A 21,836-nucleotide genomic window follows, 5' to 3' on the forward strand; every position below is an offset into this window, starting at 1 on the left:
CGGAGGGGCCGGAGGAGTCGGAGGGGCCGGAGGGGCCGGAGGAGTCGGAGGCCGGCGAAGGCACCGCGACCGAGGCCGACACTTCCGCAACCGGAACCGGCGCCCCGGCGGAGGACCAACCCCCGCTCACGGATGTCGAGTTGTTCTTCCAGCTCCTCGCGAGCTCCTCCGGCGACGAGCCGGGGGTCGCCCCCGCCACCTGGTCGCCTGTGCTCGCCCATCCACAAGAGCGAGGCAGCCGAAGGCTGTTCTGGCGGCGGCGTACGGTCGACGGCAACCATCTCGGGCTGGTGGCGAAGCTCGCCACCGCGATCACCAGGGCCAGCGGGCTGGAGCGGGCGCGCTTCGGTGTCCCCGTCGATCTGCGCCGCCATGACCCCGAGCTGCGCACCACCGGCAATCTGACCATGGGCATATCCGTCGACGTCCAGGCGGGCGACGACTGGCGGACGGCCCACCAGAGCCTGCTGTCCGCACTGGCCGACCGGCGGGAACTGCCGCCGGGGCCGGTTCCCACGCAGGTCGTGCCGGTGCCGCTGGAGGACATCCGGCAGGGCGGCGCCGCCATGGACGCCCAAGTCACGGCCACGGGCGAGTACTTCGGCTCCGCAGTCCTGTCCAGCCTGGGCCGGGTCGCGCTCGCCGAGGTCAGCACGGACGCCTTCGAGGCGGCCTCGGTCTACTCGCTCCCGATGCTTCTGGCCATGAGCCCACCGATGTTCACCATCATGGAGTGCGACGGCCGGGCCGAGATCGTCCTCGGCTGGCACGACGGGCCGGGCGCCATCGCCCGGGGCGAACAGCTCCTGGACGACGTCGTCGAGGAGTTGGTGCCCCTCGCGCACCGCGGCCCCCATGCGCGCGGCTTCGGCCGGGTGCAGGCGGACGCGGCCACCCCCGTCCCAGCCCCGGCAACATCCACCACACCCACCACACCCACCACCCTTACCGCGCTCTTTCGCGAGCAGGTGAGCGGGACCCCGGACGCCATCGCGCTGTGCGGCCCGGAGGGGCCGGTCACGTACGGCGACCTGGGCCGCCGGGCGGACGCGGTCGCCCGGGCGCTGCGCGAGCGCGGCATCGGCAAGGGGGACGTGATCGGTCTGCTCGCGGACCGCGGTGTCGCCCTGCTCGCCGGGATGTGGGGGGTGCTGCGGGCGGGCGCCGCGTTCCTGCCGCTGGAGCCGGGGCACCCGGACAGCCGCATCCTCGGCCTAATGGCGGACGCGGGTTCCCCGCTCTGCCTGGTCCAGGACAGCCACCGTACGCGGCTCGGCGACTGGCCCTCCTTCGACGTGCTCGTACTGGAGCGGGTCGGCGCCGCGGAAGCCGGTCCGGGTTCCGAAACGGCCTCCGAACCGGGTTCCGGGCCGGCTGCCGATCCCGTGCCGGACCTGGTCGAGGCCGAGGATCTGGCATACGTCATCTACACATCCGGTTCCACGGGCCGTCCCAAGGGTGTCGAGGTCACTCACCGGAGTGTGGTCAACTACGTCCGCTGGGCGGTCCGGCTCTACGGGATGGACGCCGCCACCCGCATCCCGCTGTTCGCCTCGGTGGCGTTCGACTGGACGTACAACTCGGTGTTCCCGCCGCTGCTCTCGGGCGGAACGGTGCTGCTGGTGCCCGAGGAGCCCAACCATCTGGTGCTGCGGGAACTGCTCGAGGAGTCGGGGGCCAACACCCTTTCCCTCACCCCGACCCATCTCGATCTGATCGGCCGGCTCGGGCTCTCGCCGAGCGGGTTCAAGGTGGTCGCGGCCGCGGGGGAGCCGCTCACCGGGCTGCTCGCCGAGCGCACTCAGCGGATCTTCGGCCCGGACTGCCGGATCGTCAACGCGTACGGCCCCACCGAGGCGACCATCGCGTGCACGGCCGGTGTGTTCGACGCCGAGCGGCATTCCGGGTCCCCCACCGTACCGATCGGGCTGCCCGCGGACCGCTCCGCGGTCTATCTGATCGCCGCCGACCGGCAGTTCACCGAGCCGGGACAGATCGGCGAGATCTGTGTCTCGGGCGCGGCTCTCGCGCGCGGTTACCGGCAGCGGCCCGATCTGACCCGGGACCGGTTCGTCCGCCTCGGCGACGGCACCCGGGTGTACCGGACCGGTGACCTGGGGCGGCTGCTGCCCGACGGCTCCCTGGAATGCCTCGGCCGGATCGACCATCAGGTCAAGGTGAACGGGGTGCGGGTGGAGCCCGCCGAGATCGCCCGCTGTCTGGAGGAACACCCTGCGGTCGAACGGGCGGTCGTGACAGCACGGGTCCGGCCCAGTGACGGCCGGAAAGTACTGTGCGCCCATGTGGTCCTCAACACCCCGGTGGAGACCGACCTGTTGGCCGTTCACGCGGCGGCACGGCTTCCCCGTGCCATGGTGCCGACGGTGCTGCTGCCGGTGGCGGAACTGCCCCGCACCAGCAGTGACAAGATCGACGTCCAGTCGCTCCCCGACCCGTTCGCCCAGGAGCCCGGCGCCCCTGCCCCCGTCGTGCGGACCGTCGTACGCGACGAGGTCGAGGAAGCCGTCGCCCAGGTCTGGGGGCGGGTCCTGGCCGTCGAACCCGAGCGGCTCGGCGCCGACGCCGACTTCCATCTGCTGGGCGGGGATTCGGTTTCGATGATCGCCATGCTCGGCGGTGTGTCCACGGAGGTGGTGGGGGCTGACCTGGAGGAACGGTTCCTGGACCACCTCCTTCCGCGGATCCTCGCCGAGCCCACCCTGGAGCAGGTCTGTTCCGCGGTCCGGGAAGTCAGGGCGGCGGACACGGTCGCCTCGGGCCAGGCGGGCGAACCGGCGCAGGCCGGCTCCCTCGGGTCGAGTGCGTCTTGATCATGGATCCGCCAGGACTTGACCTGCGTGAACCGTTTCATTGAAACTTGCAATGTTTGACTGCGCGTGCACCAATCCGGCACCTGGATCTCATGGCCCTCACACCCCAGAGGTACGCCTGAACGACCAGGTTTCGGACGAACTGATGTCATGGAGGAAAGCCCGTTGACGGTGGTCGTTCCTCAAGCCTGTCCCCGATCGCCGGACGGTTCTCCGACCGGCCGTACGACCGAGTCGGCCCGCCTCGCCCAGGAGGCCGGCCTGGCCCGGGCGGGCCGGGCCAGGCTCGTCATCGTGCGCGGGCCGTCCGGTGTGGGCAAGAGCGCCCTGCTGGCCGGGGTACCGGCTGACGGCTTCACCGTCCTGCGCGTCACCTGCCGGGAGGCGGACTCCGCCACTGCGTACGCGGCGGCCTCGGAACTCCTGCGGACACCCGCGGATCTCCCGCCCGGGGCCCGGGAGGAGTTGGCGGCGGCCCTGTCCGCCGTCACACCCCTGACCGGCACGTACCCGACGCTGCGGCGGCTGGAGCGGTGCGTGGCCCTGCTCACGGCACACCGACCACTGGCCCTCGTACTCGACGACGTCCACTGGTGCGACGTGTCCTCGCTGCGCTGGCTGCGTTTCCTGCTGACCAGGTCACGCCACCGCCCGCTGCTGGTGCTGACGGCGTCGAGGGACGAGGCGGAGCCCCCGGGCGACGGCGAACTGGCGCAGCTCACGGCCTGGCACGCGTCGGCCGTGCTCAGGCTCGGTCCACTGGACCCGGCGGCCGTCGCCGATGTCGTACGGCGGCGGCTCGGCGCCCCGGAACCGCACTTCGCACAGGAGTGCGCCAGGGCGTCGGGCGGCAATCCGCGGCTGCTGCACCAGTTGCTCGACGCCCTGTCGGACGCGGGCGTACAGCCTCTGGCCAGTGAGACAGAGCGGGTCATGGAGTTCGGCCAGGCCGCGGTACGGGCTTCGCTGCGGACGCGGTTGGCCGTGCTGCCCGAGCCGGTGCGGAACGTCTCGGTGGCCCTGGCCACGGTGGGTGACATCAACCCGGCGCTGGTCGGCGCGGTGGCCCGGGTGTCCGCCAAACGGGCCCGGACGGCGCTGGCCGTACTGCGCGAGGAAGGCATCGTCGCGCCGGACGGTTTCGGTTTCGTCCACGAGACGTACCGGCGGACGGTGACCGACACGCTCCTGCCGCGAGAGCGGACGCGGTTGCGCGAGCGTGCCGCCACGCTGCTGAACGACACCGCCCAGCCGGTCCGGCGGTCGGCGGACCTGTTGCTGCGGCTGCCCCGTCTCGAGGGCGCCTGGATGTCCGACGCGCTGTGCGCCGCCGCGGACGAGGCGATGCACCAGGGCGAGCCGCTGGACGGTGTGCGGTACCTGCGACGGCTGCTGGCCGACCAGTACGACCCCGCGCAGCGGGAGCGGACCCGGATCCGGCTGGCGGAGGCCGTGCTGCGGCTGGAACCGGCGGCCTCGCTCCCCGAACTGCTCGCAGCCGTACGCCGGGCGGCCACCCCGGTCGAAGCCGCCCGCCTCGCCGTACGGTACGGCGACGCGGCGATCGCCGCGCAGAACGTGCTCGCGGCCGAGCCCGTACTCGTCGAGGCCCTGGACACGTTGCGCAGGGCGACGGGCGGGCGGCCCGGCACGGAAGAAGCGGACCTGGAGTGCCAGCTGCGCTCCGCTCTGGTGGTCATGGGCCTCAGCCAGACACCGGACTCCCCCAACGGCCGGGCCCGGGTACGGGAGTCGGCGACCGCGCTGCGGGCAGCGAGGCAGCCCGCGGGCGACACTCCCGGGGAGCGGCGGACGCTCGCCGCGCAGGCACTGCTCGCGGCCGTGGAGGGCCGGTCGGCGCCCGCCGCCGTGACGCTCGCGCGGCGGGCGCTCAACAGCGGAGCGTGGGACGAACGGATATCGCACCAGAGCGGCTGGGCCCTGGTCCTGGCCGACGAGGTCGAGCTGTCGTCCCGGGTCTTCGAGCAGGCGCTGGACGTGTCGCGCGCCCAGGGCAACGACTGGGCCCATCATCTGCACCTGGCCCAGCGGGGGCTGACCCTGTATCTCCGAGGGGCCGTCCGCGAAGGCCTGGCAGCGGCGCGGCGCGCCATGGACATCGACGAGCGGGCACCCTGGCGGCGGTCCTCGGCGCTGCCGCCGTCGGTCATGGCGGTCCTGCTGACCGCAGCGGGCCGTCCGGAGGCAGCCGACGAGCTGCTGACACGGCGGGGCATCGTCGAGCGGACGGACGCACCGGCCGCCGGTGAACTCGGCTGGCTCCGGCATCTGCTGACGCTGTACTGGGGCGCGTCGCGGTGGCGGCGGGGCGACCGGGCCGGCGCGCTGCGCAGATTCCTGCGCACAGGAGAGGAGTTGAGGGCGTACGGAGTCGTCAACCCGGTGGTCTCGCCGTGGTGGGTGTACGCCGTGAAGCTCCTCGTCAAGGACGGACGGGTGTCCGAGGCACGTGAGTTGATCGAGCAGGTCGACGCTCCGGCAGCCGACTGGGGCACCCCCCGTGCCCTCGGGCAGGTGCTGCTGGCCCGGGCCTCGGTGGCTGCGGACCAGCGGACGTCGATCGACCTCTGCCTGGAGGCGGCCGACGTGCTCGCCGGGTCACCCGATCTGTCCTCGCGTATCCGGGCCGACCACCAACTGGGGCGCGCGCTGCTGCGGGCCGGTGACCAGGCCGCGGCCCGCAAGCATCTGCGGCAGGCCGTCGACCTCGCCACCCGGACCGGCGACCACGGCACGGCGGGCGCCGCGGCCGACCTCCTGGTCACGGCGGGCGGCCGGCTGCGGAAGGCGACCGACGGCCCGGCGGGCCTTCTGCTGACGAAGTCCGAACTCCAGATCGCGGAGCTGGCCATGCGGGGCGTGAGCAACCAGCGGATCGCCGACGAGCTGTACATCACCCTGCGCACGGTCGAGACCCATCTGACGGCCACCTACCGCAAACTCGGTGTCAGCAACCGACGGGAGCTGTCGCAGACCCTGCCGCGCTGGCGGCACGGTCAGGACGCGCCGCGGGCCGAGGCCGGAGCCGGCGGACCGGCCGTTCCCGTGGCGCGCGGTTCGGCGGGGAGCCTGTGATGGCCGCGGGCCCCGCTTCACCGGCCGACCGGTCGCGGCCGGAGGAACCGTGGCCGCAGCAGCGGCACAACGGGCTTCTGGTGGACCGTGAGGAGGCGTGCGAACGGCTGCGGGCGGCACTGGGCGGGCTGGCCGAGGGCCGGTCGGCGGCCGTCAGGGTGCTCGGGGTGCCGGGCTCGGGCCGCAGCGCGCTGCTGCGGTGGACCGCGGACCTCGCCGAGCGTTCGGGCGTACAGGTGATGTACGGGCGTGGCTCGGCCCAGGAGTCCGGGCTGAGGTACGGCGTCGTCCAGCAGCTGCTCGGCTCCGCGTACCGCCGCGGCCGTTCCACCTCCGACGAGCGGGCCGCACGGCAGGCGCTGAACGCCGACCTGTGCCGGACCTTTCTGCGGGCCGCCCGGGGGCGCCCCCTGCTCGTCGTGGTCGACGGCCTGGAGTGGGCGGATCCCTGGTCCCGGAGCCTGCTCGACGCGCTGTCCCGGCGGCTGCGGCAGGCTCCGGTGCTCCTGGTCACGGCGGCCGGACCCGGCTCGCCCCAACAGGCGGCGTCCGGTCTCACGGAGGTCGGCGGGGAGATCGTCGAGCTGCGGCCGCTGAGCGTGTCCGGCATCCGTACGGTACTGGAGCGGGCGCACGGCGGCCCGGTCGACGACGCGTTCGTCGAGGCCGCGGCCCGCGCGACCCGGGGCAACCCCAAAGTGCTGTGCGCCGCGGTCGTACCACTCGTCCGGGGCCCCCTGACCATGTCGCCCGGCACGCTGGCGGAGCTGACCTCGCGGGCCGGGGACGCCGCCGACAAGCAGGTGTCCGAACTGCTGGACACCCTGCCGTGGGACCTGGTGCTGCTGCTGCGCGCGATCGTGGTGTGCGGCCGGGAGCTGCCCCCCGCGCTGGTGTGCGGGCTGGCCGGGCTGCGCACCCTGTCGGCGCCGCGGGCGATCGCGCTGCTGCGGGCGGCCGGACTGCTCGCACCGGGCGAGCCACTGACGGCGTCCGACGAGGAGACGGCCTCGATCGTGCTGGCGGGCATGGCGTCCGGTGCGCGCGAGGAGCTGTACGCCGCCGCGGCCCGGCTCGGCCAGCGGGCGGCGATCGATGACGAGAAGCTGGCCCGGCTGCTGCTGAGCACCCGCCGGACGGGCCGCCCCTGGGCGGTACAGGCCCTGCGCGGGGCAGCCGCGGCGGGCCGGAACCGGGGCGACAACGCGGCGTCGGCGCGTTACCTGCAACGGGCGCTGAAAGAGGACATGGACAAGGGGGAGCAGGCCCAACTGCTCCTGGAACTCGGTGCCGCCGAGATGGCGCAGTCCCCGCACGCGGGCGACGCGCCCCTCGTGCGGGTCTTCATGGACACCACCAACGGGGTGATCGCGCCGCTGCGGCTCGGGGCCATCGACCTGCTGTACGCCAAGGGGGTCGAGTCGGTCGCGACCCGGCTCGCGGACCAGGACGCCTCGGCCGGTGAGCCGCTGTCGCCCGCGGCCTCGTGGCCCTTGGAGCTGACGGCCGCCCAGGACCAGTCCCACGACCAGTTGCTGGAACGTCTGCTGGACTCGTCGCCGGCCGCGGCCCTCGCGGGCCATCCGGTGCGTGCGGCCCTCACATCCTGGCGGCTGATGCTGCGGGGCCGGTCCGCCGACCGCAGTCAGGAGCTGGCCCGCCTCGCGCTGCGTCAGTCGCAGGGCGACAGCTCCCTGTTCGCGACCCGGATCATGGCCAGCCGGGTGCTGGTGGTGCACGGCCGGTACGACGAGGCACTGGCCGGTCTGGAGGCCGTACTGGCGGAGACCTCACAGCCGTACATGGAGGCCGTGAACGCCCGGGCGCTGGAGGCCCGTGCCTGGACCCTGTTGCGCTGCGCCCGACTGAAGGAGGCGGAGCTCGACCTGAACTGGGTGCGGGAGCGGCTGCCCGCGCACCGCTGGCACACCTCGGTCTCGCTGCGGTTCACCACACTGGAGATGGTGCTGCACGTGTACAGGTCGCAGTTCGGCGCGGCCCTGCGGCTGGCCGAGGAGGCCGGTCCGGGGGCCGAGTGGGACGCCACGGGGTGGCCCGGACTGCTGTGGGCCCGCGGTTGTGCGCGGCTGGGCGACGGTGACGCCGTCGGCGCCGCCACCGATCTGGAGGAGTGCGGGCGGCGTCTGCTGCACAAGCAGATCACGCATCCGAACTTCATCTCGTGGCGCTACTTCGCGGCGATCGCCCGGCATGTGTGCGGCGACACGGAGGCGGCGACCCGCCTGGCCGAGGAGCACCAGCGGCTGTCCACGGCGTGGCGCAAGCCCAGCGCCGTGGGGACGATCGCGGTGGGGATCGCCCTGGCCTCCGACCGGGAGCTGGGCGAGGAGGCGCTTGTCCGGGCCGCCCGGGCGGTGAGCGGCTCGGACCGGTTACCCAGCGCGCCGGAACTGGCCCAGTGGACCGCGGCGATGCTGTCGGCGGGGACCCCTGCCGTCTCGGTACGGGGTGAGGGCCCGTTCAGTGTCTAATGCGGTCAGTCGCCCGTTCTGGCCGAGAAGTGTTGTTTCTTGACGGAACCCAAGCGGCAGATGGTGTCGCAAGCAAAAGTGACAAGGGGTCTGTTACGTGCTGGAAGACCGTACGTTCGAGCTGCGGACCCTGGACGACGTGCTCGGTGCCGCGAGCACCGGTTCCGGGACCTCGGCGGTCGTCTCCGGGCCCATCGGGACAGGCAGGTCCGGGCTCCTGGACGCGCTGGCGGAGGGCGAGTCCGCGGACGTGTTCCGGGTGCTGCGCGCGGTCGGCTCCCCCGTGGAGGAGGACCACGCGTTCGGTGTCGTACGGCAGTTGTTCGATCTCGTCCTGGACGAGGCCTCTCCCGCCACGCTGGGCAGATGGTGGGCGGGGACAAGGGCCGACGTCGAGCCGCTGTTCGCCGACGGGGCGGCCCTGCCCGATCTGTCCTCGTTGCCGCCGGACCGCTTGGAGGCCGTCCTGCACGGTCTGACCACGATGACCGGCCGGATGGGCGCCGACCGGCCGACGCTGCTGCTCGTGGACGATCTGCACTGGGCCGACGAGGCCTCGCTGACCTGGCTGAACTACCTGGCCAAGCGGGTGTCCGACACCCGGGTGGCGATCGTGGGGGCCGTACAGGAGGGCAGCGCCGCGGCCGAGCGGCAGCCGGTGCGGGAGTTCGTCGGCAGCGCGGACCACACCCTGCGGCCGGGCGCCCTGACGGCGGCCGGGGTCGGCGCTCTGGTCGCCAGACGGTTCGGGGAGCCCGGGGACGACGCCTTCGTCCTGGCCTGCCACGAGGTGACCGGGGGCAATCCGCTGTTCGTCACCGAGGTGCTGGCCGAGCTGGCGGCACTCGGGCACCGGCCGACGGCCGAGCAGGCACCGGCCGCCCGGAGTTCACTTCCGGTGGCGCTGCGGGAACGGCTGCCGCGCTATCTGGCCTGCCTGGGGCCGGAACAACTGCGGCTCGTCAGAGCCGCCGCGCTCCTGCACGACACGGTGACCCCCGGGCCTGCCCGGTCCGTCGCCGGGCTGGACACCCAGGCGTACGAGGAGGCGGCACGAGGGCTGCGGCGGATGGGGCTGCTCACCTACGACCCGTCGTACCGCTTCACCCACCCTTCGGTGCGGGAGGCGGTCGCCGATTCCATGACCGCCACGGAGGAGGACGAACTGCGGCTGCGGGCCGCCCGGTTGTTCGCGGACAGCCAGCAGGTGGAGCCGGCCGCCGAGCAGCTGACGCTGGTCGCCGCACCGCAGGGCCGCTGGGGCGTCGGCGTGCTGCGGCAGGCCGCGCGGACCGCCTTCGCGGCGGGCCGGCCCGAGGCGGCTGTCGTGTATCTGCGCCGGGCGCTGCTCGACACCCCCGCGGACGGCGGGGACCGGGGGGCGTTGCTCGCCGCTCTCGGTATCGCCGAGCGGGAGTTCGACCTGTCGGCGTCCGTCCGGCATCTCGTCCAGGCCGTACCGCTGCAGTCGTCCCCGGGTGAGCGGGCGGCCGTCGCCGCCCGGCTCTCCCCCCTGGTCATCGCCCACAGTCTCCCGCACGTGCGCGACCGTGTCCGTCTGGCGGCGACGGATCTGGGTCCCCCCGAGCGGCTGACCGGGCCACTGCGGGAGGTGGCGCTCAGTCTGGAGGCTCGCTGCCTCTATCTGGACCTGACGGAGCGTCCGCTGCTGGAGGCGGGCGCCGAGCGGCTTCGGGCGCTGGGCCCGGACGTACCGCTGGACACCGTGGCCGAGCGCGAGCTGGCCGCCGTACTGCTGTACGCGGCCGTGCTGACGGGCCGGACGACCGCGCGGGAGGCGGCGCGGCTGAGCGAGCGCGTCCTGGAGCGCGAGCCGGCCACGCCGGACCATGTGCACTCCCCCCTTCCCCTCGTGGTGTTCACGCTGGCCGCGGCGGACGCGCCGGACCGGGTGGCGCCGTGGCTGGAGCGGGCCGGTGGGAGCGGCCGCGGCCCGGCCGGGGCGTCGGCCCATCCGTTGGGGCTCGTCGAGCAGGCGTGGCTGCTGAAGGCGTCCGGAAAGCCGGCGCCGGCGCTGGCCCGTGCCCTGGAGGCGGTCGAAGCGGGCGTCGGCCTGGAGCACTGCGGTCCCGTCGCGCTGATCGCGATGGGCGATCTGGCGCTGGAGACCGACGACGCCGGGCTCGCCACGCGGCTGCGCCAGGGCCTCTCCCTGCCCGGCCGCCAGTTGTCCGTCACCACACCCGTCGAGCGGTTCCTGTCCGGTGTGGAGGCGGCCGTCGGTGGTGACCCGGGCGACGGCGTCCAGCAGATCGTGAGCTTCGGCCGGCTGCTGGAGCGGCTGGGGTGGAACAACCCCGCGCTGATCCCCTGGCGCGCCGTCGCGGCCGAGCTGCTCTGGCGGTCGGGGGACCAGGAGCAGGCCCTGCCGCTGCTCGATGAGGTGTACGGTTCCGCGCTGGCCTGGGGGGCGCCGGCCACCCTCGGCCGGGTGCTGCGGATCCGCGGCGAGGTACACGGGGGCGAGGAGGGCCTGGCGCTCCTGCACGAGTCGGCACGGGTGCTGGAGGACTCCGCGGACCGGTGGGAACTCTCCAAGGCGCACCATGTGCTGGGCAGGCAACTGCAGGCCCTCTCCGACCCGAAGGCGGAGGAGCATGTGCGGTACGCGCGCGAACTCGCCGACGAGTGCGGCGTCAGCCGGCCCGCCCGGCGCGTGCGGACCCCGGCCGGCCCCGAGTCGCAGACGCTCGTACCCGCGACGGGGACGGCCGTGCTGACCGCCACCGAACTCCGGGTCGCGCGGCTGGCGGCACGGGGCCGGACCAACCAGGAGATCGCCCGGGACGCCGGAGTGACGTCACGGGCGGTGGAGAAGGCGCTGACGAAGGTGTACCGCAAGCTGGGTATCCAGGGCAGGGCCGGGCTGGCCGAGGCGTTGCGGCCACCGGCGGACAGCCGTGGCTGAGTCACGCCCCGGACCGGGCCGGCCGGCCCCTCTCCCGTTTCTGACCCGTTCCGTCAGATGCTGTGCTCCGCGAAGAACTTGGCTATCAGTTCGTTCCAGGGTTCTGTGTGCACGATGTTGATGAGGTGTCCGGCCGGGACCTCCGTGTACTCCGCCCCCGGAATACTGTCGGCGAGGAAGCGCGAGTTGGCCGGGGAGACGAAGGTGTCCTCCGTCGTCGCGATGACCAGCGTGGGTACGTCGATCCGGGCCAGGTCCTCCGTGACGTCCACGGTGCGCAGCAGGGTGTAGTACTCCTCGGCACCGGGCCAGGCCAGCTCCGCCAGCTCACCGAGGGCGCGGTACACCTCACCGGGCGGCAGCATGTTGACGAGGCTCGCGCCGACGCAGCTCAGGACCATCAGGCGGGCGTAACCGCGGAAGTCGCGGCGGGCGAGGCAGTCGAAGGCCAGCGAGATGACGATCTTCATTCGCTGGTCGGGAACGGCGAAGCCCGACGTCAGGACCAGACCCTTGACCCGCTCGGGGTGCCGGACCGCGGCGCGGATGGCCACCGCGGCACCGAGGGAGTGGCCGACGACTGTGAAGGACTCCTGACCGGCGGCGACGGCAGCCGCCACATACGCGTCCGCGAGGTTGTCGAGGGTCAGCGCACGGCCGTCGATCGGCTCGCCGGCCGAACCCGGGTACTCCGGTGCGACGACCGTACGGGTCTCGGCCAGCAGCGTGGGCAGCGGATCGAAACTGTCCTCGATGGTGCCGGCGGCTGCGGGCACGAGCAGGACGGCCGGACCACTGCCGGAGACCGCCGTGGTCAGGGGATAGGGCGCAAGCGATTCATCTGACATGCCGACGACTCTAGGGACTGAGATCGAGAAGAAATTCTAGTGAGCTCAAGGGAGTTGGGGCCGTGCCGTGCTCCGTCACGCGCGCGGCCGAGCCGCGTTCCGGCACACCGAACGTCTGGGATTTTGTACAGAGGACGATCAATACAGTGACCGCCATGACGTCTCTTTCACCTGTTCTCTCCACCGCCGTCACGGGTTCCGGTCCCGCTCTGCTGCTCGCGCACGACGTGGGCACGCAAGCGGAGAACGACTTCGGCACGATCATCCCCGCGCTGTCCGCCGGGCACACTGTCGTCGCGCCGGACTACCCCGGTTCCGCCGGCACCCCGCGCGCCGAAGGGCCGCTCACGCTCGACGGGCTGGCCGACGCGATAGTGGCGGCGGCCGACACGGCCGGCCAGGACACCTTCACGGTGCTCGGCCACTCGCTCGGTGCCGCGGTGGCGGTACGGGCCGCGGTCCGGCACCCCGAGCGGGTCAAGGGACTGGTCCTGACGGCGGGCTTCGCCGCTCCCGACCAGCGCATGAAGATCACCGCCGCCATGTTCCTGGACTTCCTGGCCCGACAGGACTTCACGGGATACGCACAGCTCGCCGTCCTGACGGCGTTCGGCGACACCATGCTGTCGGCGTTCGCACCGGAGCAGATCGAGTACGCGCTGCAGAAGATCGCGGGATCCGTCGAGGCGGGTGCCGAGGAGCAGTTCACGCTGGCCCGGACGGTGGACGTGAGCGCCGACCTCGAACGGATCACCGTCCCGACGCTGGTCGTCGCGCCCGTGGAGGACGGCTTCGTCTCGCCGGCCGCCTCGCACGCACTCGCCGCCGGCATCGCGGGCGCCGAGTACGCGGAGATCCAGTCGGGCCATCTGGTCGCCGAGGCCGGGCCCGCGTGGCTGGAGCACGTGGACAAGTTCCTGGCCGCCCACGGCCTCTGACCGGTCCGCGTCCGGCAGCCACATCACTACCGGCGATGGACAGGGGTAGCTCAATTGTGGTGGTCATGGTGGGTCATTCACCGGAGCGGTCCGTCCGCGCATCGTGGCGGCCGGCCGCCGACCGGCGGAGGAACAGGCCGTCTGCGCGCGGCTCTTCGTAGGTCCCGGGGGCGTACGAAGAGCCGCGCGGGCAACCTGGACGGAAAGCGAACCGACCAGGGCCCGAGGTAGGCGTCGGCCGATCTCTTCGGAGAACGGCCGACACACGGCAGGACCGCCGGCGCCCTGTCGCTGACGATGGGCTCCTTCCGCCCGGAGCGGTTCCGGGCGGAAGGAGCCCATCGCGGTACACGCCCCCTTCGCCGGGCGCGGGCCCGCGTCAGGACCGCGGGTCGGACGACCGGAGTTCGAGGACCGCACGGCGGGAACAGTCACGACGAGGACCGGCCTGGCGTGAACAGCGGCCGACGTGGCTGTGCACACGTGTGAGTTCGCTGTGTGCACGTGTGAGTTCCTGGCAGCGGCGGCCGGTGAGGCTCCCTCCGGGAGTGCTGTCGCCACCCCCGCGCTTCCCCGCGCGGCCTCCCGGCATCAGCGCCGTGCGTGCGCCCCTCGCGTGCGCACGGTCACCGTTGTCGCCCGCGTGGTGATCGCGTCGACCAGCGCGGCCTGCTGGAGCGAGAGGTCGGCGTAGGTGTCGCGCCCCGTTCCGTACCGCACGGCGGTGGCGAACGCCCGTACCGCGTTGGCGAACTGGTGGTCCGGTTCGAGGTGGAGCTCCCGGCTTCCGTCCTTCCGTTCGATCCGCACCACGGGACGGTGGTCGGCGGGTGGGGTGAAGGCCCGGTCCAGGGTCAGCCGTCCTTTGGCGCCGTGCAGCTCGTACGCGCAGGCGTAGGCGTGTTCCATGCCGAAGGCGATCCTGGCCGCCACCCCCTCGGAGGTGTGCAGCAGTGCGTGGCCGGACAGCACGGCACCAGTGCGGGCGTCCCGGCGCAGTACTGCGCCCGCCACCTCCAGATCGGGGCCCAGGAAGGAGAGGGCCGCGCGCACGGGGTGGACTCCGACGTCCAGGAGCGCGCCGCCGCCGGTCGCCGGGTCGTAGCGGATGTCGTCGGCGGGCCGCGGCGGGATGGTGAACGTGGCGGAGAAGGCGCGGAGTTCACCGATCTCATCGCTCTCCAGCAAAGCCCTGACCCGCGCGTGCTGGGAGTGGTGCGTGAACATGAAGTTCTCGAAGAGCACCAGCTTCTGGGCGCGGGCCCACGCGACGAGCGCGGCCGTCTGCGCGTGGCTCGCGGTCAGCGGCTTCTCCACCAGCACATGGCGCCCCGACGCGAGCGCCCGGTCCACCCACTCGGCGTGCAGCATCGCGGGCAGCGGGATGTACACGGCGTCGATGTCGGTCCGGGCGAGGAGTCGTTCGTAGCCGTGGACGGGTGCGCAGCCGAAACTCTCGGCGAAGCTCGCCGCCTTGGCGGCGGTTCTGCTCGCCACGGCCACCACCGTGATGTCCTCGTCGGCCACGAGAGCCGGCACCATGTGCCGCCGGGCGATGTCGGCACAGCCCAGTACACCGAGGCGCAGGGGGCCCGGATTCCTCATTGTCGTCACTCCGGAAGTCGCTGCGTGCGGGAAGGCGTGGACGGGCCCGGCGGATCACCGGTCACAGGGTGTGCAGACAGGCTATGAGGCTGCGCAGCTCCACGTTGAGGTAGTTGCTGTGCCGCAGCAGTTCGGCGAGCTGTGCCAGCGTCACCCACATGAAGTCCGCGGGTGGGTCGAGCAGTTCACCGTCGATCGCCTCGACGACGCGGTAGCGGTTGACGGCGTGGTGGAACCGGCCGCCCTCCTCCGAGTGCACGGCGTCGAAACGGGTCAGCACCTTACCGGGAACGAGTTGCTCCAGCTCGGGCGGACGGCCAGCCTCGGGCAGGTCGGCGTAGTTGGCCGCGAGGTGCTGCACGGTCGGGCCGAGTTCGGCCACATTGAGCGTGCCCGCCTCCGCCCGGCAGCGCACCAGGGCGTGCAGTACGTCACCGAGGCGCCGTACCACGAGGGTGACCGTGCCCTGTCCGGTCGGAGCGAGCAAGGGCTGTGCCCAGCTCGCGACTTCGCGCCGGCCGGCCCGCACCTCGACCCCGATGATCCTGAAGAACTTGCCGTCCGGGCGGGCGATCTCGTCCTCGGACACCTGCCAGCCGTCGTCACGGACCCGGTCGAGCGGCACCCGCCGCGTTACGAGCCGTTGGCGCATACGCACGTCGGTGAGCCGGCTGAGCACCTCGTCCGACGTGACCACCGGCCGCCCCACGCCGGCGAACGACGCGCGCACCGCCGCGCCGAAGTCGTCGTCCGGAGACTGCGTGCCCTCGCGTGCGCGGGCGACGAGGGCGGGCGGCAGACAGGACAGGACCGTCCGTGAGTCCATGTTGACGAGGTTGTCCCAGCGCAGCAGCTCGCCGATCTCGTCCAGGGTGAGCCAGCGGAAGTCGTCCTCCACCGGGATCTCGTCGAAGACCTGGACGATGATGTTGCGGTTCCGCTTGCCCAGGAACCAACTCCCCTGTTCCGACTGCAGGGAGTCCGCCACGACCCGCCCGTGCCCCGCGCCCGCGTCCGTGAAGTACTCGACGTATTTCACCGCCCGGCCGCCGTGCACACCGGTGAGGTTGCTCCTGGTGGCCTGGACCGTCGGCGACAGTTGCAGGCCACCCATGTTGCCGGGCTCGACCTTCGCCTGCATCAGGCAGTGCAGGGTGCCGCCCTCCTCCTTCACCAGCATGCCGAGCACACCCGTCTCGGGCTGCACGATGACGGGCTGGGTCCACTGCGGGTGCCACTCCCGGTCGGTCTGCACCTGCAGGCCCTCGATGGAGTAGAACCGGCCGCTGCGATGGCAGAGGTTGCCGGTGCCGGGTTCACCCAGCCACCCGGTCATCCCGTGCAGCGGGACGCGGTCGACGTCCATGTGGTTGACAAGGGCACGTTCGCCGAACCACCGCTGGAATCCGGCGAGTCGGTCCTCCACGGCGGGCAGGGTCGTACTGGGCCGCGCCGTCGCATCGGGCCGTTCCCGGACGAGCGGGGGCCATTCGCTTCTGGGCATAGGGCGTCTCCCCGGATCTGGTCGGTTCGGTGGCGAACGTAACCGGTCTCCGGGGCCCGTGACGGCCGGGCCGCCCGGTCTTAGATCTTCTTCTAACAGCGGCGTCCACAGGCGTCCGTCTATGGCGTGTGCCCAGGTACGAGCTGTTCACTCGGCACCATCACAAATGCCGTCGTGTTCCCGGGAAGGAGGGCTGATGGACATCATCGGACGGGGTTTCCTGGCCGGGTCCCTCACACCGCTGGCAGGTTCGTACCCCCAGGTCACCGTGCTGGCCGCTGGGGTGTCGAGCACCCCCGTGGACACCGCGGCGGAGTTCCGGAACGAGCGGGATCTGGTCATGGCCACCGCCGAGTCGTGCCGCCGCTCGGGACGCCTGCTCGTCTTCCTGTCCACCGCGTCGCACGCGCTGTACGGCGCGACGACGGCACCGGCGGACGAGTCCGTCGCGCTTGCCCCGGCCACCGCGTACGGCCAACACAAGCTGTCGCTGGAGGAGTCGGTACGGGCGTCCGGCGCCCCCTGGCTGATCCTCCGGCTGAGTCACGTGGTCGGCCGGGGCCAGCGTCCGCACCAACTGCTGCCCACGCTGGTCCGGCAGGTCGCCGCCGGCACGGTGACCGTGTACCGGGGCGCACACCGCGACCTGGTGGACGTCCGTGACGTGGTCAGGGCGTTGGACGGGCTGCTCGCGCGGGGTGTGCGGGACGACACGGTGAACATCGCGTCGGGCACGCCGTACGCGATCGAGGACATCGTCGCCGGCGTGGAGCGAAGGCTGGGGACGCGAGCCGTGCGGCTGGTGGTCGACGGCTACGCCGTGCGGACGCAGGTGTCCGTCGAGCGCCTGCGGCTGCTGGTCCCGGACGCGTGCCCACCGGGCGGCCGGTCCTATCTCGAGGGGCTCCTCGACCGCTATGTCCACGCCGAGGCCGCCGAGGACACCGTCCTTCTTCGGGAATGAATTCCCCGCCCCGCCCTTTCACCGATTCATGTGATTCAACCGATCCGTCCGATTCACCTTCCACGAATACGCGCGACGCGACAGGAGGCATGCGTGGAATGCCGAATGCTGGGCCCTGTGCAGTTTCTCTCGCAAGGGCGCGATGTCATGCCGACGGCACCCAAGGCACGACAGGTCGTCGCACTTCTCATGCTGCGGCACTCCACCGTCGTACAGGCATCAGAGCTGATCGACGAACTGTGGCAGGAAACGCCACCGCCGAGCGCCGTCACCACCGTGCAGACATATATCTACAAGCTCCGGAGAATCCTCGCGGAGCAGGGCGAGGACGCGCTGGTGCGCACTCTGCCGGGCGGCTACAGCCTGCTCGTACCGCCGGACGACGTCGACGTGCACCGCTTCGAACGGGAGGCCGCCGACGGCCAGGAACTTCTCCGCCGGGGCGACACGACGGCAGCCGCCCGGACGCTGGGCCTCGCCCTCGCCCTGTGGCGGGGCCCGGCACTCGGGGGCGTGACGGTCGGCGGACGTCTGCAGTCGTACGTCACCCGGCTCGAAGAGCTGCGCTTCCGCATCCTGGAACTGCGGATCGAGGCGGATCTGGAGCTGGGCCGGCACCGGGAACTCGTCAGCGAACTCAAGTCCCTCGTCCTGGCCCACCCTCACCATGAACATCTGCACGCCCTGCTGATGCTCGCCCTGCACCGCTCGGGCAGACGTCACGAGGCACTTGAGCTGTACCGGAGCCTTCGGCGCACCATGCTCGACGACCTCGGCCTCGAACCGGGCCGGGACCTCGCACTCCTGCACCAGACCCTGCTGACCGACCCCGACCAGGGCCCGCCCGGTCCCACCCGGACCCCGGGCCGTGTGATCGTCTCGTCCGGCACGACAACAGAGGACGCCCCTCAAACCTTCGCCGTACCGACACCAGTACCCGCGGCTCCGGCTCCGGGCACACTGTCCGTACCCGCACCGGCGAGGGTGCCCGCCGGCGCGGCCGTTCTCACGCTCGCCGCCCCACCGGGGCCGTCGGCCCTCTCCTCGTACGCGGCCGGAGACACGGACGGAGCCCTCGCGATGTCGATGCGCGTGCCGGTTCCGGCACGGCTGCCGGCTCCGTCGCCGACGGCACTGGCCTCGCCCGCGAACGCGACCGTCCTCGCACACGCCACCCCCTCGGCGCCCACCCTCAGGTCCGCGCCACCGCTCAGGTCCGCGGACGCGGAGGGCCCGAGCCCGGCACCGGCCGACACCCCGGCCAACCCGTTCGCCGCCCCGGCCCAACTGCCGCACGACCTCGTGGACTTCGTCGGACGCGAGGCCGCGCTCGACGAGTTGACGGGCGCGTTGTCGGGAGTCTCCCCGGGCCGGGCGAGCACGGAGCCCGCGGTCGGCGTGGTGACGGGGCCGCCCGGCATCGGCAAGAGCGTCCTGGCCGTCCACGCGGCGCACCTGCTGCGCACCCGCTTTCCTGACCGGCAGCTCTACGCGGACCTGCGCGGCTCCTCGGGCCACCCCCGCGCCCCGTTCGGGGTGCTGGACGAATTCCTGCGCGCTCTGGGAGTACCGGCCGCCCGAATACCGCCGGGCGCCGCGGCACGGCAGGCCCTGTTCCGCGACGTCACCGCCGGGCGCGGCGTACTGGTCGTACTCGACGACGCCGCCTCGGCGGAGCAGGTACACCCCCTGCTGCCCGGCGGTCCGCGCTGCGCCGCGCTGGTCACCGGCCGGCGCCGGATGCCCCGGCCGACGGCGACCTCGTACGTCGTCGAGCTCGGCCCGCCCGGCCGGGCCGAGGCCGGGCGGCTGCTGGCCGGCGCGGTGGGCGGGCGGCGCACGGCCGGGGAACCCGAGGCCGCGGACACGATCGTGACGCTGCTGGGGCGGCATCCGCTGGCCCTGCGCGGTGTCGGTGGCCGCCTCGCGGCCCTGCCCGGCTCCACTCTGCGCGACATGGCCGAACTGCTCGACACCACCCCGCGCATCCTGGACGAGGTCCGTTGCGGGGACCTCGACGTACGGTCCCGCTTCGACGTGAGTTACCGGAACCTGAGCCGCACCGAGCAGGCCGTGTTCCGGCTGCTCGGCATGCGCGGGAACCTCCCGTTCACCGCCGCGCAGGCGGCCGGGGTGCTGGGCTGGCGGGTCCCCGACATGGAACGCGTCCTGGAGGCCCTGGCCGGCCACCACTTGCTGAATTCGGACCGCGCGCCGGACGGGACAGCCCGTTACGGCTACGCCCCGCTCGTCCTCGCCTACGCGGCGGAACTCCTGGAATCGACCCTCGCCGATGCGCAAGGGAATCTCGACGACACCTCAACGCCGTCTCAATTTAGTAATTGAAATCTTGTGACGCACGCATTCCTGTGAATAGCATTTCGCAACATGAAGGGAATAATCCTTGCCGGTGGCACCGGCAGCAGACTGCAACCGATAACGCTCGCCGTTTCCAAGCAGTTGCTCCCCGTGGGTGACAAACCCATGATCTACTATCCGCTTTCGGTCCTCATGCTGGCCGACATCAGAGATATCCTGATCATCACTACGCCGCCCGATCTTCCGTTGTTCCACCGCCTTCTCGGTGACGGAAGCCAGCTCGGCCTCCGTATCGAATACGCGGCACAGGCCGAGCCCCGCGGTATCGCGGAGGCCTTCGTCATCGGCGCGGACCACATCGGGGACGACTCGGTGGCGCTGGTGCTCGGCGACAACATCTTCCACGGCAACTCCTTCTCCACCCTGCTCCTGCGGGAGCGGGAGAACGTGTCGGGATGCGTGCTGTTCGGCTACACCGTCCACGATGCCGAGCGCTACGGCGTCGCCGAGACGGACGCCACCGGGCGGATCGTCTCCCTTGAGGAGAAGCCCGTGAAGCCGCGGTCCAACCGAGCGGTCACCGGCCTGTACTTCTACGACAGCGACGTCGTGGAACTCGCCTCCGGACTGCGGCCCTCGCCCCGTGGCGAGCTGGAGATCACCGACCTGAACCTCGCCTACATGGAGCGCGGACGAGCACGACTCGTGGATCTCGGGCGCGGCTTCGCCTGGCTGGACACGGGGACGCCCGAATCACTCCTCCAAGCGGCGCTGTACGTGCGGACGCTGGAGGAACGGCAGGGGGTGCGGATCGCCTGCCTGGAGGAGATCGCGCTGCGCAGGGGCTTCATCAGCGCCGAGGAGTGCCACCGGCTGGGAGCACGGCTGGGCAATTCCGACTACGGCCGCTACGTGATGGCCATCGCGGGGGAAGTGGCCGCCCCGGTCCACCTGTGACCCCGGGGCGGCCCACGATCACGAGGCGCCGCCGGCCGCGGGGAAGCGCAGCACACCACGGGTGAGGGGCGACCTGAGACGGCGCGGTACCTCGCCCGTACGGCTGATCAGCGGGACTGCGGTCACGATGGCCCGCAGTCCCGCCTCCGCCTGCAGCCGGACCAGCGGACCGACGAGGCCGCTCCAGACGCCCTCGGCGTGCACGAAGTGGCGGGCGCGGGTCGCCCTTCGGAGGTCGAAGCGGTCGGGAGCCTCGTGAACCGAGGGGTCATGCTGGGCCGCCTCGATCAGTACCACCACTTCCTCACCCACGGCGATCGTGTTGCCGGCCAGCTCGAACTCCTCACGCGCGTACAGCCGGTGGAGCCGGACCGGCGGCGCGTATCGAAGGGTCTCGTCGATCGCCGCGGGAACGAGGCCCGGATCCGCGCGGAGCAGTTCCCACTGGTCGGGGTGGTCCAGCAGCGCGTCCACCGCGTTGCAGAGCAGATCCGCGGCCAGCTCGGCGCCGCCCGTCGCGAGCAGCGCGCTCACCGTGTGGACGTCCACGTCGAGGGGTGCCCCGTGCGCTGTCGCGGTGCCCAGCAGCCGGGCGACGACACTGTCGTCCTCCGTTGCCGCGCCGCCGTCGTAGTCGCCGTCGCCGGTCGCACCGATCACCTCGGTGAGCAGCCCGGCCAGCTCGGGCAGCGTGGTCGCCAGCCGTCGGGCCGTGGCCGGACCGGGCGGGCACAGTGTCGCGTCCAGCGCGCCCACGGCCTGTTCACCGAGGAGCGCGAACCGGGCACCGTGCCGGGACTGCGGCTCCATGCCGAGCAGCAGCCCGGTGAACGCCACCACGGCGGGCCGGACGAGATCGGCCATCAGGTCGAACCGCTCCCCCAGGCCCGCGATACGGTCGAGGAAGATCCGGTCGCCGGCCGCCTGCCACCGCTCGGAAGCCGCGGTGTCCGCGATCGCCGATGCCGCCCAGCCCCGCAGCCGCTCGTACTCGTGCCTCTCCAGTTCGGTCGCCAGCCCGGCGAGCGGCAGCACGTTCCGCAGCCCGGGCACCACCCAGGGGGCGGGCTGCCCCACGTCGAGCGGCACCCAGCCCGCACTGGGGCTCGGGGTCAGCCGGGGATCGTCCAGTACCGCCGAGACCAGCTCGTGATCGGCCGTCACCCAGGCCTGGGCACTGCTCCAGAAGAGGGCACCGCGCTCGCGGGCCGCGCGCCCGACGTCGTGCGGGTCGTCGTCGGACGCCCGCAGCACGAGGGCGTACGGATCGCCCTTGGTTCCCATGATCCATTGGACACCCCGCAGAGTCAGCAGGACGTGCCCCAGTTCATTCTCGCTCAGAGTCGCCACCAT

At 72.3% G+C, this 21,836-nt stretch carries 12 protein-coding genes; 8 read left to right on the forward strand and 4 right to left on the reverse strand.

Annotation, left to right across the window (positions count from 1 at the left end):
• The 4 genes from AOK08_RS24405 to AOK08_RS24420 form a co-directional block, all read left to right on the forward strand.
• A partial coding sequence (locus AOK08_RS24405; RefSeq protein WP_055529825.1) for a non-ribosomal peptide synthetase occupies positions 1-2,831 on the forward strand: 2,831 nt, incomplete at its 5' end.
• 171 nt (positions 2,832-3,002) lie between these two features.
• A complete protein-coding gene (locus tag AOK08_RS24410; protein ID WP_241827075.1) occupies positions 3,003-5,927 on the forward strand; it encodes a helix-turn-helix transcriptional regulator in 2,925 nt (974 codons plus the stop codon).
• Entirely contained in the window at positions 5,927-8,419 is a 2,493-nt protein-coding gene (locus tag AOK08_RS24415; protein WP_055529829.1) for an AAA family ATPase, read from the forward strand. Before AOK08_RS24410 ends, AOK08_RS24415 begins: the two co-directional genes overlap by 1 nt.
• Positions 8,420-8,516: 97 nt before the next feature.
• Entirely contained in the window at positions 8,517-11,348 is a 2,832-nt protein-coding gene (locus AOK08_RS24420; protein ID WP_055529831.1) for an ATP-binding protein, read from the forward strand.
• A gap of 53 nt (positions 11,349-11,401) precedes the next feature.
• On the opposite strand, the gene AOK08_RS24425 is transcribed toward AOK08_RS24420, so the two are convergent.
• A complete protein-coding gene (locus tag AOK08_RS24425) occupies positions 11,402-12,196 on the reverse strand; it encodes an alpha/beta fold hydrolase (RefSeq protein ID WP_055529833.1) in 795 nt (264 codons plus the stop codon).
• 155 nt (positions 12,197-12,351) lie between these two features.
• Here AOK08_RS24425 and AOK08_RS24430 point away from each other — a divergent pair, with 155 nt between their 5' ends.
• Positions 12,352-13,134 carry an alpha/beta fold hydrolase gene (locus tag AOK08_RS24430; protein WP_055529902.1) on the forward strand — a complete coding sequence of 261 codons (783 nt, stop codon included), beginning with the start codon at positions 12,352-12,354 and terminating at the stop codon, positions 13,132-13,134.
• Positions 13,135-13,725: 591 nt separating this feature from the next.
• On the opposite strand, the gene AOK08_RS24435 is transcribed toward AOK08_RS24430, so the two are convergent.
• Together AOK08_RS24435 and AOK08_RS24440 are read right to left on the reverse strand one after the other, a co-directional pair.
• A complete protein-coding gene (locus AOK08_RS24435; protein WP_055529835.1) occupies positions 13,726-14,739 on the reverse strand; it encodes a Gfo/Idh/MocA family protein in 1,014 nt (337 codons plus the stop codon).
• A gap of 61 nt (positions 14,740-14,800) precedes the next feature.
• Positions 14,801-16,243, reverse strand: a complete 1,443-nt coding sequence (locus AOK08_RS24440) for an NDP-hexose 2,3-dehydratase family protein (RefSeq protein ID WP_055529837.1) — start codon at positions 16,241-16,243, stop codon at positions 14,801-14,803.
• 196 nt (positions 16,244-16,439) lie between these two features.
• Here AOK08_RS24440 and AOK08_RS24445 point away from each other — a divergent pair, with 196 nt between their 5' ends.
• From AOK08_RS24445 to rfbA, 3 genes are all read left to right on the forward strand, one after another.
• Positions 16,440-17,207 carry an NAD-dependent epimerase/dehydratase family protein gene (locus AOK08_RS24445; RefSeq protein WP_055529839.1) on the forward strand — a complete coding sequence of 256 codons (768 nt, stop codon included), beginning with the start codon at positions 16,440-16,442 and terminating at the stop codon, positions 17,205-17,207.
• 147 nt (positions 17,208-17,354) lie between these two features.
• The gene (locus AOK08_RS24450; RefSeq protein ID WP_198539367.1) at positions 17,355-19,553 is read left to right on the forward strand and encodes an AfsR/SARP family transcriptional regulator; all 2,199 of its coding nucleotides are present in this window, start codon (positions 17,355-17,357) and stop codon (positions 19,551-19,553) included.
• Positions 19,554-19,595: 42 nt separating this feature from the next.
• Positions 19,596-20,483, forward strand: coding sequence for a glucose-1-phosphate thymidylyltransferase RfbA (gene rfbA / locus AOK08_RS24455; protein WP_055529843.1), 888 nt, complete (start codon positions 19,596-19,598; stop codon positions 20,481-20,483).
• 18 nt (positions 20,484-20,501) lie between these two features.
• Here the strand turns inward: rfbA and AOK08_RS42340 are convergent, their stop codons facing one another.
• A complete protein-coding gene (locus AOK08_RS42340; RefSeq protein ID WP_063794121.1) occupies positions 20,502-21,836 on the reverse strand; it encodes a cytochrome P450 family protein in 1,335 nt (444 codons plus the stop codon).

The organism is Streptomyces graminilatus, from assembly GCF_001418565.1.
In the GTDB taxonomy this organism is placed as follows: domain Bacteria; phylum Actinomycetota; class Actinomycetes; order Streptomycetales; family Streptomycetaceae; genus Streptomyces; species Streptomyces graminilatus.